This window comes from Pseudomonas entomophila (assembly GCF_023277925.1).
Classification (GTDB): Bacteria; Pseudomonadota; Gammaproteobacteria; order Pseudomonadales; family Pseudomonadaceae; genus Aquipseudomonas; species Aquipseudomonas entomophila_D.
Genome location: NZ_CP063832.1, coordinates 2,722,589 through 2,737,432, shown reverse-complemented (window position 1 = coordinate 2,737,432; position 14,844 = coordinate 2,722,589). Strand labels below are relative to the sequence as shown.

Sequence of the window (14,844 nt, the reverse complement as noted above, 5' to 3'; positions counted from 1 at the left end):
TTTTTGCAGCTAAGGAAGCAGGGGAGGAAGGCGAAAGCGGAATTTGGCGACAAAAATTTGGCATCGAATGATGGCCATTGTCCAGTACCGCTATCGCGGAAGTCGTCACAGGGAGCGTGATCGCCCACGCACGTGACAGCAACGATCCGGCTGCCATGTGCGTCGGGCATTGCATGCATGACCCGCCAGCCTTGGACTGCGAGAAACCCATCGGCAGGGGAGGCGTGCGCTCATGGCTAAGTTACTCGGTGTGGTCAGCAAGGTCGTCGGCCAGGTATTCGCAGTGGAGGGTGATGGCCATCGTCGACTGGTGGTGGAGGGTGATCGCCTGTTCGCCGGCGAACAACTGGAAACGGGGGCCGCCGGCGCGGTGGCCGTGCGTTTGCAGAACGGCGGTTTGTTGACCCTCGGGCGCGACAGCAGCCTGGCCCTGAGCCCGGAACTGTTGGCCAGCCACTCGCAACCGGCCCCTGCACCGAATGCGGCGCCCAGCGATGCCCTGCTCAGTGATGTCGAGCGGATGCAACGGGCCATTGCCGCAGGGGCCGACCCGACCAAGGAAGGCGAAGCGCCAGCGGCGGGTGGGCACCATGGTGCCTTCAATGGCGAACTGGGGGGCGGGCACAGTTTTGTACTGCTGACCGAGGTGGCGGCGCGCGTCGATCCCATCGTTGGTTTTCCCACCGCAGGTTTCAACGGCATCCTTGAGCTGGACAACCGTTACCTTGGTGTACTGGACCCGCACAATGATGAGGCGGCGCCGGCATTCACTTCGCCATCTGCGCCCGTCCCCGAGGTGGTGGACAACCCCGTCACGCTCAATGGCTTGAATGCCCAGCCAGGTGAACTGTCCCTGAACGAAGCCAGCCTGCCCCAGGGCTCGGCGAGCAATCCGGCGGTCCTGATCCAGTCCGGCAGTTTCACCGTCGTGGCGCCGGATGGCGTGTTCAACCTCAGTGTTGGCGGCATCAATGTGATCACGGCAGGCACCGTGACCGGCGTGGGCCACTCGATCGTGACCGGGCTTGGCAACCTGCTCACCATCACCGGCTACAACCCGGCGACCGGTGTGGTCAGCTACAGCTACACCCTGACAGGTGCCGAACAGCACCCGAATGGCGATGCCACGGTCGGCGAACACTTCCCCGTGCTGGCCAGCGATACTGACGGCGATGTCGCCAGCGGCTCCCTGGATGTGATCATTCGTGACGACGCCCCCAAGGCAGTGGACGACAGCAACCTGGTGACCGCCACCGAGCAGCACCTGGAACTGAGCGGCACCGTGCTGGGCAACGATATACAGGGTGCCGACCGCATCCCCAGTGGCCCGATCGTGGCCGGTACCTTCGTCGGCACCTACGGCACCCTGGTACTGGCGGCGGACGGCTCCTACACCTACACCCTCAACCCCGACGACACCGACTTCAAGAACCTGCACGGCGGCGGCAATGGCGTGGAGCACTTCACCTACACGCTGAAGGACGCCGACGGCGATACCAGCACGGCGATCCTGACCCTGAACGTCGGTAACCTCAACGACCCGGTGACCCTCGGTGGCCTGGGTGTGGAAGGCGGTGAGCTGACGGTGTTCGAGAAGCACCTGGCCGACGGCAGCGCACCGAACCCAGGTGCGCTGACCCAGAGCGGCACGTTCACGCTTACCGCGCCGGATGGTCTGCAGGCCCTCAGCGTGGGCGGCATCAGCGTGGTTAGCGGTGGTGTGGCGGCGGGCTTCCCGCAGTCGATCACCACGGCGCTGGGCAACACCCTGACCATCACCGGCTACAACCCAGCGACCGGCGTGGTCAGCTACAGCTACACCCTGCATGCGGCCTCGGACGCCAATGGGCTAAGCGAGCATTTCACCGTTGCGGCCACGGACACCGACGGTAGCAGTGCCAACGGCACCCTGGATGTGAACATCGTCGATGATGCGCCCAAGGCGGTGAACGACAGCAACCCGGTGACCGCCACCGAGCAACACCTGGCACTGAGTGGAAATGTGCTGGGCAATGATACCCAGGGCGCCGACCGTATCCCCAGCGGCCCGGTGGTGGCCGGCACCTTCGTCGGCACCTACGGCACCCTGGTGCTGGCGGCGGACGGTTCCTACACCTACACCCTCAACCCTGACGACACCGACTTCAAGAATCTGCACGGCGGTGGCAACGGCGTCGAGCAATTCACCTACACGCTGAAGGACGCCGATGGCGATACCAGCACGGCGATCCTGACCCTCGACGTTGGTAACCTGAATGACCCGGTGACCTTGGGTGGCCTCGGTGTGGAGGGCGGCGAGCTGCAGGTCTATGAGAAAAACCTCACCGACGGCAGCGCCCCCAACCCAGGTGCGCTGGCCCAGGGCGGCACGTTCAGCGTGACCGCCCTCGATGGCCTGCAGACCCTGACCGTGGCGGGTATCACAGTGGTGAGTGGCGGCGCTCCCGCAGGTTTCCCACAGTCGATCACCACACCGTTGGGCAATACCCTGACCATCACCGGCTATGATCCGGCGACCGGCGTGGTGAGCTACACCTACCAGTTGCTGGACAACGAGGGCCATGCCACGGGCCAGGGGGCCAACAGCCTGGTCGAGCAGTTCACCGTCAGTGCCATGGATACCGATGGCAGCAGCGCCAGCGGCACCCTCGACGTAAGCATCGTCGACGATGTGCCCAGGGCGCATTGCGACTTCGCCGATGTCACCGAAGGTGGCAGTGTCAGCGGCAATGTGCTGGCCAACGATGTGATCGGCGCCGACGGCCGCAGTGACGGCCAGTACGTGGTCGGCGTGCGCGCGGGGCATGACACCTCGACTTCGGCCAGCGGGCACGTGGGCGACCAGATCCAGGGCCTGTACGGTTACCTGGTGCTTGATGCCCAGGGCATGGGCACCTACCACGCCTACGCCAATCAGGAACTGCCGCAGTGGGCCAGCGACACCTTCGTCTACACCATTCGCGACGCCGACGGTGACGAGAGCACCGCCACCATCACCATCAACGTGCAAGACAGCAAGTTGCTGGCGGCCGTCGACGACGAGGTGAAGGTTTTCGAGAAGGGCCTCGACCTGAACAAGGATGGCAATGACCTGGCGGCGGGCACGGTCACCGGCAGCAATCCCGGTTCAACCGCAGAAACTGCATCCGGCTCCCTGGCCGGCTCGGTCAGTGGTGGCGTGGGCACCTTGACCTACAACCTGGTCGGCAACGCGGTAGGGCAATACGGTCAGATCCAGCTGAATGCGGACGGCTCCTACACCTACACCCTGACATCGGCGCCGAATTCGCCCACTCATGTGAACGATGGCTCGAATATCGTGACTGAAAGCTTCACCTATCAGGTGAAGGATTCGCTCGGCAACGCCACCACCAGCACCATCGTCATCAGCATCGTCGACGATGTGCCCAAGGCTCATTGCGACTTCGCCGACGTCAGCCAGGGCGGCAGCGTGAGCGGCAATGTGCTGGCCAACGATGTGATCGGCGCCGACGGCCGCAGTGACGGCCAGTACGTGGTCGGGGTGCGCTTCGGCCACGACACCTCGAGCTCCGCCATCGGCCATGTCGGCGACCCGATCCAGGGGCTGTACGGTTACCTGACCCTCGACGCCCAGGGCAATGGCACCTACCACGCCAACCCCAACAGCGTGTTGCCACCGTGGGCCACCGACCACTTTGTCTACACCATTCGCGATGCCGATGGCGACGAAAGCACCACCACCATCACCATCAACGTGCAGGACAGCAAGTTGCTGGCTTCGGTCGATGATGAGGTCAAGGTCTTCGAGAAGGCCCTCGACCTGTACAAGGATGGCAACGACCTGGCGGCAGGCCATATCACCGGCAGCGAGCCTGGCTCCACTGCGGAAACCGCTTCTGGTTCGCTCGCAGGGTCGGTCAGCGGCGGCCTGGGTGGCTTGACCTACAGCCTGGTGGGCAATGCCCTGGGCCAATTCGGTCAGATCCAGTTGAATGCAGACGGCTCCTACACCTACACCCTGACATCGGCACCGAACTCGCCCAATCATGTGAACGACGGCCCGAACACCGTGACTGAAAGCTTCACCTACCAGGTGAAGGACGCGTTGGGCAATACCTCCACCAGCACCATCGTCATCAGCATCGTCGACGATGTGCCCAGGGCGCAGAATGATTTCGCCGGCGTGCAGCAGGGCGGCAACATCAGCGGCAATGTACTGGCCAACGATGTGATCGGCGCCGATGTGCGCGGCGATGGCCAGTACGTGGTGGGTGTGCGTTTCGGCCACGACACCTCGACTTCCGCCAGCGGCCATCTGGGTGAACAGATCACGGGGCTGTACGGCTACCTGACTCTCGATGCCCAAGGCAACGCCACCTACCACGCCAACCCTGACAGCGTGTTGCCACCGTTTGCCGCCGACAGCTTCGTCTACACCCTCCGTGACGCCGATGGTGACGAGAGCACCGCCGTCATCCGTATCAGCGTGCAGAACAGCCAACTGGTCGCCAGCCAGGACAACGACGTCACGGTCTACGAAAACGCGCTGGACCTGCACAAGGATGGCAACGACCTGGTGGCAGGCAGCGTAACGGGTAGCGAGCCGGGCTCGACCGGCGAAACCGCTTCCGGCAGCCTGGTGGGCTTGGTCAGCGGAGGGTTCGGCGCCCTGACCTACAGCCTGGTGGGCAACACCACGGGTCAATATGGCCAGATCCAGTTGAATGCCGACGGCTCCTACACCTATACCCTGACCTCGGCGCCGAAAACGCCGGGCGGCACGAACGACGGTGCCAATACGGTCATCGAACAGTTCACCTACAAGGCTACCGATGCGCTGGGCAACAGCGTCACCAGCATGATCGCCATCAACATCGTCGACGACGTGCCAAAGGTCGTAAGCACGGTGCGCAGCATCACCCCGGGCCAGGTGGACTCCAACATCCTGCTGGTGGTCGATGTCTCCAGCAGCATGAACTCGGGGTCTGGCGTACCTGGCCTGACACGCCTGGAGCTGGCCAAGCAGGCCATCAATACCTTGCTCGACAAGTACGATGACATGGGGGACATCAAGGTACAGATCGTCACCTTCTCCACTGGCGCGACGATACAGACCCCGGTGTGGGTCTCGATCGGCGAGGCCAAGAGCCTGATCGCCGGGCTCACGGCTGGTGGGTCGACCTACTACGACTCGGCTGCAACCAAAGCCCAGGAAGCTTTCGTCAGCTCGGGCAAGCTGGTGGGTGCGCAGAATGTCAGCTACTTCTTCTCGGACGGTGAGCCTAGCGGTGGTCACACGATCACCGCGGTTCGCGAAACCACCTGGGAAACCTTCCTCGACGACAACGGCATCAAGTCCTTCGCCGTCGGCATGGGCAGTGGCGTCAATGCCGGCAACCTCGACCCGCTGGCCTATGACGGCAGCAGCCACACCGACACCAACGCGGTGGTGGTGACCGACCTCAACCAATTGAGCGCGGTGCTCTCCGGCACCGTGCAAGGGGCGCCCATCACCGGCAGCCTCATGAGTGGTGGCGACTTCGGTGCCGATGGCGGTTACATCAAGGCACTGGTGGTGGATGGCACCGGTTACACCTACGATCCAAAGGCCAATGCCGGGCAGGGGGGCTATGCCGCCAGCGGCGGTGTGGACAAGGCGGTGTTCGACACGGTCAGCAACAGCCTCGGCATCAAGACCAGCCTCGGTGGCACCTTGCTGGTGAACATGGATACCGGCGAATTCACCTACACGCCGCCGAAGGACGGCGGTGCCGGCCAGGTAGAGACGTTCACCTTCACCGCCAGTGACAACGACGGGGACACCAGCAGCGCCACGCTGACCGTGAACATCAACGGCAACGCCGCCCCAGTGGCCGGCCCCGACCACATCATCACCAACATCAGTGGCGCCACGCTCAGCGTGCCGGCCGAGGCACTGCTGGCCAACGACAGTGATGCCGACCACGATCGGCTGAGCGCCGCGCCCACCCTCTTCAACACCGGTTTCGCCGACAAGGGCGCAGGTTTCACCGCCGGTACCCAGGCCCAGACCCTTCAGTTCGACGGCACGCCCAACAAGGCCGAGAACCAGTCCCGCGACCTGGCGCGCAGCGAGTTCACCAGCCTGTCCGGGACCATGACCGCGGCGCTGGTGGTGGCTGGCTACCTTGGCATGATCAGCAACAGCAATGCCAACGATGAAGACACGCTGACCGTCACCTTGCGCAAGGGCGAAACCCTCACCCTCGACCACGACCGCCCCGCTGGCAACCTGATGATGGAGTGGAAAGAGGCCGGTGGCAGCTACCAGGGCATCGCCGATGGCGGCAGTTTCACCGCCGCCCATGACGGGGTGTACAGCATTCACGTAGTCAATACCGACAACGCCTCGGGTAACAGCAAGGCCGCCGAAAATTACAAGCTCAGCCTGGTGGTGGACTACAGCAATGCGGTCAACGACGTGGTGCACGACACCTATACCGTCAGCGACGGTCACGGCGGCACGGCCACCGGTAACGTCGATATCACCTACCAGCCCGGTCATGTGCTCGACGGTACGGCAGGTGATGATGTGCTGCTGGCAGGGAGCGGTGACAACACCTTGAACGGTGGCGCCGGCAGCGATGTGCTGGTGGCGGGAACCGGCAATGATCACCTGTACGGTGGCGAGGGTAACGACCTGCTGATCGCCGGGCCAGGCAACGACCTGCTGGACGGAGGCCCGGGCAGCGACACTGTCAGCTTTGCCAAGGCGGGGGCTGGCGTGGTGGTGGATTTGGGCCATGCCGGTCCGCAGAACACGGTGGGTGCCGGCGTGGACACCCTGACCAGCATCGAGAACCTGATTGGCTCGGAGTACAACGACACGCTCATCGGCAACGGTGGCGACAATGTGCTCAACGGTGGTGCAGGCGACGACACCCTGACCGGTGGCGGCGGCAACGATACCTTCGTCTGGCAGAAGGGGGACAGTGGCCATGACACCGTGACCGACTTCACCCCCGGCAGCGATCGCCTGGACCTGTCACAGTTGCTGCAGGGCGAGAACGCCACCAGCTCCTCGCTGGACGACTACCTGCACTTCAAGGTCAGCGGCACCGGCAGCAACGTGGTATCGACCATCGAGGTCAGTAGCGTCGCCGGCGCGGCGCCGACCCAGACCATCGACCTGGCCGGTGTCGATCTTGCGCAGCATTACGGGGTGACGGCCGGAGCGGGTGGGGTGATTGCGGCGGGGCATGACACGGCGACCATCATCAACGGCATGCTCAACGATCATTCGCTGAAGGTGGATACAGTGTGAGGCCTGCAGGAGCCAGCAAGGCTGGCTCCTGCACCGAAAGGTGATCAACCCGGCCGGTGCAAGGTTTTCTGTTTGAGGATGTAGGCGCTGACCAGCACCGCGCTGGTCAGCATGAACACCCGCGCCCAGAACAGCGGTACCAGATAGCACGACAGGCTGATGCTCGCCCACATCAGTCCGATGGCGTACACCTTGCCCTTGAGTGGAATCCCTTCGCCACTGAGGTAGTCGCGAATCCATGGTCCAAGCTTGGGGTGGTTGACCAGCCAGTCATGGAAGCGTGGCGAGCTGCGGGCAAAACAGGCCGCGGCCAGCAAGAGGAACGGGGTGGTGGGCAACACCGGCAGGAAGATCCCCGCCACCCCCAGCGCGACACTGAGCCAGCCGATGGCCAGCAGCAGGTAGCGCACCACGTCGATCAGTGGTGACGCGGCTTGAGCAGGGCAGGTTTTTCGTCCGGGGCGTGCAGCAGCAGGAACAGCGCACTCAGCGCCTCGGGGATCTGCACGATCATGTCGTCCTGCAGGTTGGCGTTCTTGGCGATGTCCTCGAACTCCGGCTGTTCGTCGAACAGGCCGGAACCGACCATGATCGGGAGCAGCATCTCGCTGACTTCTTCCTCGGCGTTCTCGAACCAGGCCTCTTCACGCAGGAACACGCCCTCCATGAAGCCGATGCACCAGCCGCGCAGGTCGGAGTCGTCCGGCTCGTCGGTCAGGTCCAGGTCGCAGGGCAGGTCGAATTCCTCGTCGCTGGCCAGCTGGCGGGCGATGTGGCCCTTGAGCGCGACCAGGGTGGCTTCGATCTCGGTGCGCTGGGCATCGCTGCTGTAGTGCGGCTCTTCGGCGAACAGCGCGTCGATCCATTCGCGTTCGGGAACTTCCTCCGAGCAGATCGACAGCGCGGTCAGGTAGCCGTGTGCGGCGACGTAGTCCAGCGCTTCTTCGTGCAGCTCATCGGCGTCGAGGAAGGCTTGCAGGCGGGTCAGTTGCTCGGCGAAGGACATTACAGGGCTACCTTGGGGAATAAACGATGGTGAATTCTAGCACCTTGCGGCGCTCGGGGGGCAAAGGGAACGTCTGTCACCGGGGCATGCCGGGTGGCGCGGCAGTCGGGTATACTTCGCGCTTTTTCGTGCTGGCCGGCGTTTTCTCGCCATCCGGCAAAAACCGCTTACGCATTCGCTGCGCGCGCGGCTGATTTATCGTCCAGCCTGAGTCGGGGTTGGCACGGCGATTTTGGAGTGGCAAATGCTCGAACAGGCTCAGCGCGTCCTCAAGGATGTCTTCGGTTACGACAGTTTCCGCGGGCGCCAGGCTGCGATCATCGAATGTGTGGCAGGGGGCGGCGACGCCCTGGTACTGATGCCCACCGGCGGCGGCAAGTCGCTGTGCTTCCAGGTCCCGGGTTTGCTGCGCCCGGGCCTGACGGTGGTGGTGTCGCCGCTGATCGCGCTGATGGACGATCAGGTCGCCACCCTCGACGAGCTGGGCGTGGCCGCCGCCGCGCTGAACTCCACCCTCAGCGCCGAGCAGCAGCGCGACCTGGCCGGGCGCCTGCGCCGTGGCGAGGTGAAAATGCTCTACCTGGCACCAGAGCGCCTGGTGCAGCCACGCATGTTGGAGTTCCTGCGTGGCCTCGACATCGCCCTGTTCGCCATCGACGAAGCCCACTGCGTTTCGCAATGGGGCCACGACTTCCGCCCGGAATACCTGCAACTGGGCCAGCTCGCCGAGCTGTTCCCCCATGTGCCACGCATCGCCCTGACCGCCACCGCCGACATGCGTACCCGCGAGGAGATCGTCCAGCGCCTGCACCTGCAGGGCGCCGAGCGTTTCCTGTCGAGCTTTGACCGGCCGAACATCTTCTACCGCATCGTGCCCAAGGAGGCGCCGCGCAAGCAGCTGATGGCGTTCCTCGGCGAACGTCGCGGCAACGCCGGCATCGTCTACTGCCTGTCACGCAAGAAGGTCGACGAGACCGCCGCCTTTCTTTGCGAGCAGGGCTTTCCGGCGCTGCCGTATCATGCGGGCCTGGCCGCCGAGACCCGCGCGGCCAACCAGCACCGCTTCCTCAACGAGGAAGGCTTGATCATGGTCGCCACCATCGCCTTCGGCATGGGCATCGACAAGCCCAACGTGCGCTTTGTCGCCCACCTCGACCTGCCCAAGTCGCTCGAAGCCTATTACCAGGAAACCGGTCGCGCCGGCCGTGACGGCCTGCCGTCGGACGCCTGGATGGCTTACGGCCTGCAGGACATGGTGATGCTCAAGCAGATGCTGCAGAACTCCGAGGGCGACGAGCGTCACAAGCGCATCGAGCAGCACAAGCTCGACGCCATGCTGGCCTTGTGCGAGGAGACCCGCTGCCGTCGCCAGTCGCTGCTGGCCTACTTCGATGAAGTGCTGGAGCAGCCCTGCGGCCATTGCGACAACTGCGTCGACCAGGTGCAGACCTGGGACGCCACCGAGCCTGCGCGCCAGGCCTTGTCGACCGTGTTCCGTACCGGCCAGCGCTACGGCGTGGGCCACCTGGTCGATGTGCTGCTGGGCAAGGACACCGAAAAGGTACGCAATTTTGGTCACGAGAAGCTGTCGGTATTCGGTGTCGGCAAGCCGCTGGCCGAGGCCGAATGGCGTTCGCTGTTCCGCCAGCTGGTGGCGCGCGGCCTGGTGGATATCGACCTGGAAGGCTACGGCGGCCTGCGCCTGTCCGACAGCTGCCGGCCGCTGCTGCGTGGCGAAGTGACGCTGCAGCTGCGCCGCGACCTCAAGCCGCAGACGGTGGCCAAGGCCTCCGGCGGCAGTGGCGGCAGTCCGGCCAGCCAGCTGGTGCGCGCCGAGGAGCGCGAGCTGTGGGAGGCGTTGCGTACCCTGCGGCGCAAGCTGGCCGAGGAGCACAGCGTGCCACCCTACGTCATCTTCCCCGACTCGACCCTGCTGGAGATGCTGCGCAGCATGCCCACCAGCCTCAGCGACATGGCCCAGGTCAGCGGCGTCGGCGCGCGCAAGCTGGAGCGCTACGGCCAGGCGTTCCTCGAAGTGCTCAATGGGAGTGGTGGCACGGAGGAGGCGCCCAAGGTGGTGCTGGACCTGCGCCACGAGCTGGTCAGCCTGGCCCGCGCCGGCATGACCCCAGCCCAGATCGCCGGGCAGCTCAATTGCAGCGAGAAGAATGTCTACAGCCTGCTTGCCGAAGCCATCGGCCGCCAGGAACTGGGCCTGGAGCAGGCGCTGGATCTGCCGGAAGACCTGATGATGGAAGTGCAGGATGCCTTCCTCGATGGCGAGGGCGAGCTGCCACCGGTCTCTGCCGTGGCGCCGCTGTTCGGTCCGCGGGTGCCGGAAGGTGTCTTGTATTGCGTCAGGGCGGCGCTGGCGGTGGAGTTCGGGCTCTGATAGCCGGCATTTACGCCATTTGCTGACCTTTGTCATGCCCCGGCCGGATTATCCGACGTTTCCACTCGGCTGAATGTTGCCTGATCGGCCGGGGCATGGTTAGCTGACTAATAATTAGTTCTATTCAATGAGTTGCTTATGCCCCTGACCGACAACCAACACCGCTTCGGCATGCAGCTGGCCCAGATGTCCCGGGGTTGGCGCGCCGAACTGGACCGCCGCCTGGCCGGGCTCAACCTCTCCCAGGCGCGTTGGCTGGTGCTGCTGCACCTGGCGCGTTTCGACGAGGCCCCCACCCAGCGTGAGCTGGCCCAGAGTGTCGGTGTCGAAGGCCCGACCCTGGCCCGCCTGCTCGACAGCCTGGAAAGCCAGGGCCTGGTGCGCCGCCAGGCGGTGATGGAGGACCGTCGTGCCAAGAAGATCCTGCTGTGCCCGCCGGCCAAGCCGCTGATCGACCAGATCGAGACCATCGCCAATGCCTTGCGCGCCGAGCTGTTCACCGGGGTCGACGAGGCTGACCTGGAAGTGTGCATGCGGGTGCATGCGAAGATCCTCGGTAACCTCGAGAAGTCCTGACCACTAAGCCCATCGCGGGGCAAGCCCGCTCCCACCTGTCGTGGGAGCGGGCTTGCCCCGCGATGGTTTCAGAAGGTATGCCCCAGGTTCAGGTAGACCGCCCGTTCATGGGCATCGTTTGCCCCATAGCTCAGGTTCAGTGGCCCCAACGGTGTTTCCAGCCCCAGGAACACACTTGCGGCATTGATGTAGCCGCTGTCGAACTCGTTATCGTTGTTCCACGCCCGCCCACGCTCCAGCGACCCGCCGATATACAGCGGGAAGTCCAGCGGCAGGTAGGCGCGCGGCGTCAGGCGGCGGTAGTAGACCATGCGCAGCAGGCTCATGTTCTGCCCGGAGACCGAGTCCTGGCGAAAGCCCGACAGCTGCCGCGCGCCACCGAACACGAAACTCGAGGTGACCACCTCGGCGTCATCCAGCGTGCGCCCGTACTTACCGCCCAGCACCAGGGTGTTCGGCCCGCTGCTGAACGCCTTGTCCAGGTTGAACAACCATTGCCGGTAGCTCTGGTCCGAGTCCAGCGACTTGTCGTACTTGCGCACCGTCAGGCCAATGTCCTCGCCGCTGTGGGGGAAGTAGACGTTGTCGAAGGTGTCGAAGGAATACTTGAGCTCGTAGAACCCCTCGTTGAAGCTGACCTTGGGCAGGTCCTGGTCGCCGATGCGCACGTCGGCCTCGCCCCAGGCCTTGCCCACACCCAGGCGCACTTCGCCATAGGTGCCGATCTGCCGCCCGACATTGAGGCCGAAGCCGTAGCGCTCCAGCCGGTACTCGGCGACCGGGTCGTTGTCGAGGGTGGCCTCGACGTTCTGCGAGCCGAAGTCGAGGTAGGGGGCGATGAAATAGCGCGACCCGACATCCAGCGGCTGATAGAACTCGGTGTACAACTCCTGCTGGTCGCCGATCTGGGCGCGGGTCAACCATTCGGCACCAAGGCGGTTGATACCGTTGACCCGATAGCTAGCCCCCAGGTTGAAGGCGCTGTCGCCACGCAGGTCGTCGGACAGGTTAAGGCCAAGACGCAGGTAGTCGGTGCCACCGCGTCGACCGCGAGCATTGATCACCAGGGTGTTGTCGTCGCCTTTGTGCACCACGCGGTATTGCACCTGGTCGAAGTAGTCCAGCCCGTAAAGGGTACCCATGTCGGTCTGCAGGCGGTCGAGCTCCAGCGGCTCGCCGATAGGCTGGCGGATGTAGTAGCGGATCACGTCGTCGCTGACCTTGGAATCGTTCTCCACCTTGATCGCGGTGATGAGCGGGGTGCGCTGGCGGGGCGAGCGGGCCATCGCCAGGTTGCTGTCGGCCTCGGGTTGGCGCAGCCCGGCCAGGCGCGGGGTGAGGGCTATGGTGGCGCGGTAGCCGGCGTCGATCATGTCCTGGGCGCGACCGAAATCAGTGACGCCGAAGCTCGCCAGTGGCGGTTGTACCAGGATGTCCTCGCGGCGCAGGCTGGCCAACTGTTCTTCGGAGTTGCGCCGGGTCATCAGGGTGATCGACTGGTTGAGCACATCGACCACCGTCGCCAGCTGCTTGCGGTTGCGCAGCGGAGTGCCGATATCGACGACGATGGCCAGGTCCACGCCCATTTCGCGCACCACGTCCAGCGGGATGTTGTCGGTCATGCCGCCATCCACCAGCAGCCGCCCGTCGAGCTCCACCGGGGCGAACACGGCAGGGATCGACATGCTGGCGCGTATCACCCTCGGCAGATGGCCCCGGCGGAACACCACCTTCTCGCCGCTGGCGATGTCGGTGGCCACCGCGCGGAAGGGGATGGGCAGCTTGTCGAAGTCGCGGATGTCGGCCGTATGGGCCAGCTTGCTTTCCAGCAACAGCGCCAGGTTCTGGCCCTGGATCACGCCCAGCGGCAGGCCCAGGCTGCCGTCGTCGCGAAAGCTCAGCTTCTGCTTTACGAGAAAGTCGCGGTCGTCCTGCTTGCGGCGAAAGGGCACGTCCTTGCGCGGTGGCGCGTCTGACAGTGCCTGTTGCCAATCCAGAGTGGTCGCCAGCTTTTCCAGCTCCGCGACGCTATAGCCGGAGGCGTACAGCCCGCCGACCACCGCGCCCATGCTGGTACCGGCGATGGCATCGATGCGCACCCCTTGCTCTTCCAGGGCCTTGAGCACGCCGATGTGGGCAATGCCACGGGCAGCGCCGCCGGACAGCACCAGGCCGATTTTCGGCCGGGCCTGTTCGGCGGCCAGCGCGGTGAGGGAGGTGAGCGTCAGCAAAAGGCAGAACAGCAGGCGGCGCATCGTGTCGTGAGTCTCAAACCGGAGGGTAAAGACCGCTAGTATAAGCATCCCCCCTCTGTGGAGATGTGTCACATGGCTGATACCAAGCCGGAAGTTGTCATCACTTACTGCACCCAGTGCCAATGGTTGCTGCGTGCCGCCTGGCTGGCCCAGGAACTGCTCAGCACGTTCAGCGACGATCTGGCCCGGGTGGCGCTGGAGCCAGGCACCGGTGGCATCTTCCGCATCACCTGCGACGGCGTGCAGATCTGGGAACGCAAGGCTGACGGCGGCTTCCCTGAGGCCAAGGTGCTCAAGCAGCGGGTACGGGACCAGATCGATCCGCAACGCGACCTGGGCCACAACGATCGCTGATCAGGTGCCTTCAGTGATTGGCCGCTGTTTCACGGGCTGTTCGGCACTCAGGCGGCTGGACAGCACGATGGCGAAGATGATCAGCGCGCCACCGGCGAGCATGCGCAGGGTCGGCGTCTCGGCGAACACCACCCAGGCCACGGCGATACCGTAGACCGGCTCCATGCCGAACACCACTGCTGCCGTGCGTGCCTTGATCACTGCCAGGCTGGCGACGAACAGGCTGTGGGCCACCCCCGTGCAGAAGATGCCCAGCAGGGCGATCCACAGCCAGTCCATGGGCGCCACGGCCGCAAGGCCAGGGGCGGCCACGGGCAGTAGGCACAGGGTCACCACCAGGTTCTGCCACAGCGCCGCTTGCACGGTGGGCAGGCGCCCGGAGCCGGCCCGGTTGATGAGTGACAGCAGCGAGAACAGCAGGCCCGAGAGCAATGCCCAGAGCAGCCCGCCGGTGGCTTCGCTGGCCAGGTCGAACGCAGGCGTGACCAGTATCAGCCCGATGCTCACCAACAGTACCAGCAAGGCTTCGTTGCGACGGATGCGCTCGCGGAACAGCAGGCCTTCGAGGATGACGGTGAACGCCGGGAAGCTGGCGAAACCGAGCGTGGCGATGGCCACGCCACCGACCTTGACCGCGATGAAGAAACTCACCCAGTGCCCCGCCAGCAGCATGCCGCCGAGCAGCAGGCGGCGCAGGTCGCGCCCCCTGAGCGGTTGCCAGGCCTGGCGGGCGAGGCCGGCGAACAGGCCTAGGGCGAGCACGGCGAAAGCAGCGCGACCGAAGACGATGATCGAGGGGCTGGCGCTGGCGGCCAGCTTGCCGAAGACGCCGGTCAGGCCGAAGAACAGCGCGCCGATGTGCAGGGCGCCGAGGGCGGTGCGGTGGTTCATGGTGGTCCTTTGGATTCGAGGTGACTTGCGAAGGCCGTTTCGCCGGCACGCCGGCTCCTACGGGCGTGACGCCGGCCTGCAGGAG

General features: G+C 64.7%; 8 protein-coding genes. 4 read left to right on the top strand and 4 right to left on the bottom strand.

Annotation, left to right across the window (positions count from 1 at the left end; translation table 11 throughout):
* The first annotated feature begins 232 nt into the window (after positions 1-232).
* Positions 233-7,285, top strand: coding sequence for a retention module-containing protein (locus tag IM733_RS11875; RefSeq protein ID WP_248920989.1), 7,053 nt, complete (start codon positions 233-235; stop codon positions 7,283-7,285).
* Between the two features lie 44 nt (positions 7,286-7,329).
* On the opposite strand, the gene IM733_RS11870 is transcribed toward IM733_RS11875, so the two are convergent.
* Positions 7,330-7,695, bottom strand: coding sequence for a YbaN family protein (locus IM733_RS11870; RefSeq protein ID WP_248920988.1), 366 nt, complete (start codon positions 7,693-7,695; stop codon positions 7,330-7,332).
* Between the two features lie 8 nt (positions 7,696-7,703).
* Positions 7,704-8,291 carry a YecA family protein gene (locus tag IM733_RS11865; protein ID WP_248920987.1) on the bottom strand — a complete coding sequence of 196 codons (588 nt, stop codon included), beginning with the start codon at positions 8,289-8,291 and terminating at the stop codon, positions 7,704-7,706.
* A 244-nt stretch (positions 8,292-8,535) separates the two neighbouring features.
* On the opposite strand from IM733_RS11865, the gene recQ reads away from it, so the two are divergent.
* Entirely contained in the window at positions 8,536-10,683 is a 2,148-nt protein-coding gene (gene recQ / locus IM733_RS11860; RefSeq protein WP_248920986.1) for a DNA helicase RecQ, read from the top strand.
* A 138-nt stretch (positions 10,684-10,821) separates the two neighbouring features.
* Complete coding sequence (locus IM733_RS11855; RefSeq protein ID WP_186666846.1) at positions 10,822-11,259, top strand: MarR family transcriptional regulator; 438 nt, start codon at positions 10,822-10,824, stop codon at positions 11,257-11,259.
* A gap of 68 nt (positions 11,260-11,327) precedes the next feature.
* Here the strand turns inward: IM733_RS11855 and IM733_RS11850 are convergent, their stop codons facing one another.
* The gene (locus tag IM733_RS11850) at positions 11,328-13,514 is read right to left on the bottom strand and encodes a patatin-like phospholipase family protein (RefSeq protein ID WP_248920985.1); all 2,187 of its coding nucleotides are present in this window, start codon (positions 13,512-13,514) and stop codon (positions 11,328-11,330) included.
* A gap of 72 nt (positions 13,515-13,586) precedes the next feature.
* On the opposite strand from IM733_RS11850, the gene IM733_RS11845 reads away from it, so the two are divergent.
* A complete protein-coding gene (locus tag IM733_RS11845) occupies positions 13,587-13,868 on the top strand; it encodes a SelT/SelW/SelH family protein (protein WP_248920984.1) in 282 nt (93 codons plus the stop codon).
* On the opposite strand, the gene IM733_RS11840 is transcribed toward IM733_RS11845, so the two are convergent.
* Positions 13,869-14,759, bottom strand: coding sequence for a DMT family transporter (locus IM733_RS11840; protein ID WP_248920983.1), 891 nt, complete (start codon positions 14,757-14,759; stop codon positions 13,869-13,871).
* Positions 14,760-14,844: the final 85 nt, after the last annotated feature.

Bases quoted from the DNA above. Each gene is read 5' to 3' on its own strand.
- recQ (WP_248920986.1), top strand. From the start codon at position 8,536: ATGCTCGAACAGGCTCAGCGCGTCCTCAAGGATGTCTTCGGTTACGAC.
- IM733_RS11850 (WP_248920985.1), bottom strand. From the start codon at position 13,514: ATGCGCCGCCTGCTGTTCTGCCTTTTGCTGACGCTCACCTCCCTCACC.
- IM733_RS11875 (WP_248920989.1), top strand. From the start codon at position 233: ATGGCTAAGTTACTCGGTGTGGTCAGCAAGGTCGTCGGCCAGGTATTC.
- IM733_RS11840 (WP_248920983.1), bottom strand. From the start codon at position 14,759: ATGAACCACCGCACCGCCCTCGGCGCCCTGCACATCGGCGCGCTGTTC.
- IM733_RS11865 (WP_248920987.1), bottom strand. From the start codon at position 8,291: ATGTCCTTCGCCGAGCAACTGACCCGCCTGCAAGCCTTCCTCGACGCC.
- IM733_RS11845 (WP_248920984.1), top strand. From the start codon at position 13,587: ATGGCTGATACCAAGCCGGAAGTTGTCATCACTTACTGCACCCAGTGC.
- IM733_RS11855 (WP_186666846.1), top strand. From the start codon at position 10,822: ATGCCCCTGACCGACAACCAACACCGCTTCGGCATGCAGCTGGCCCAG.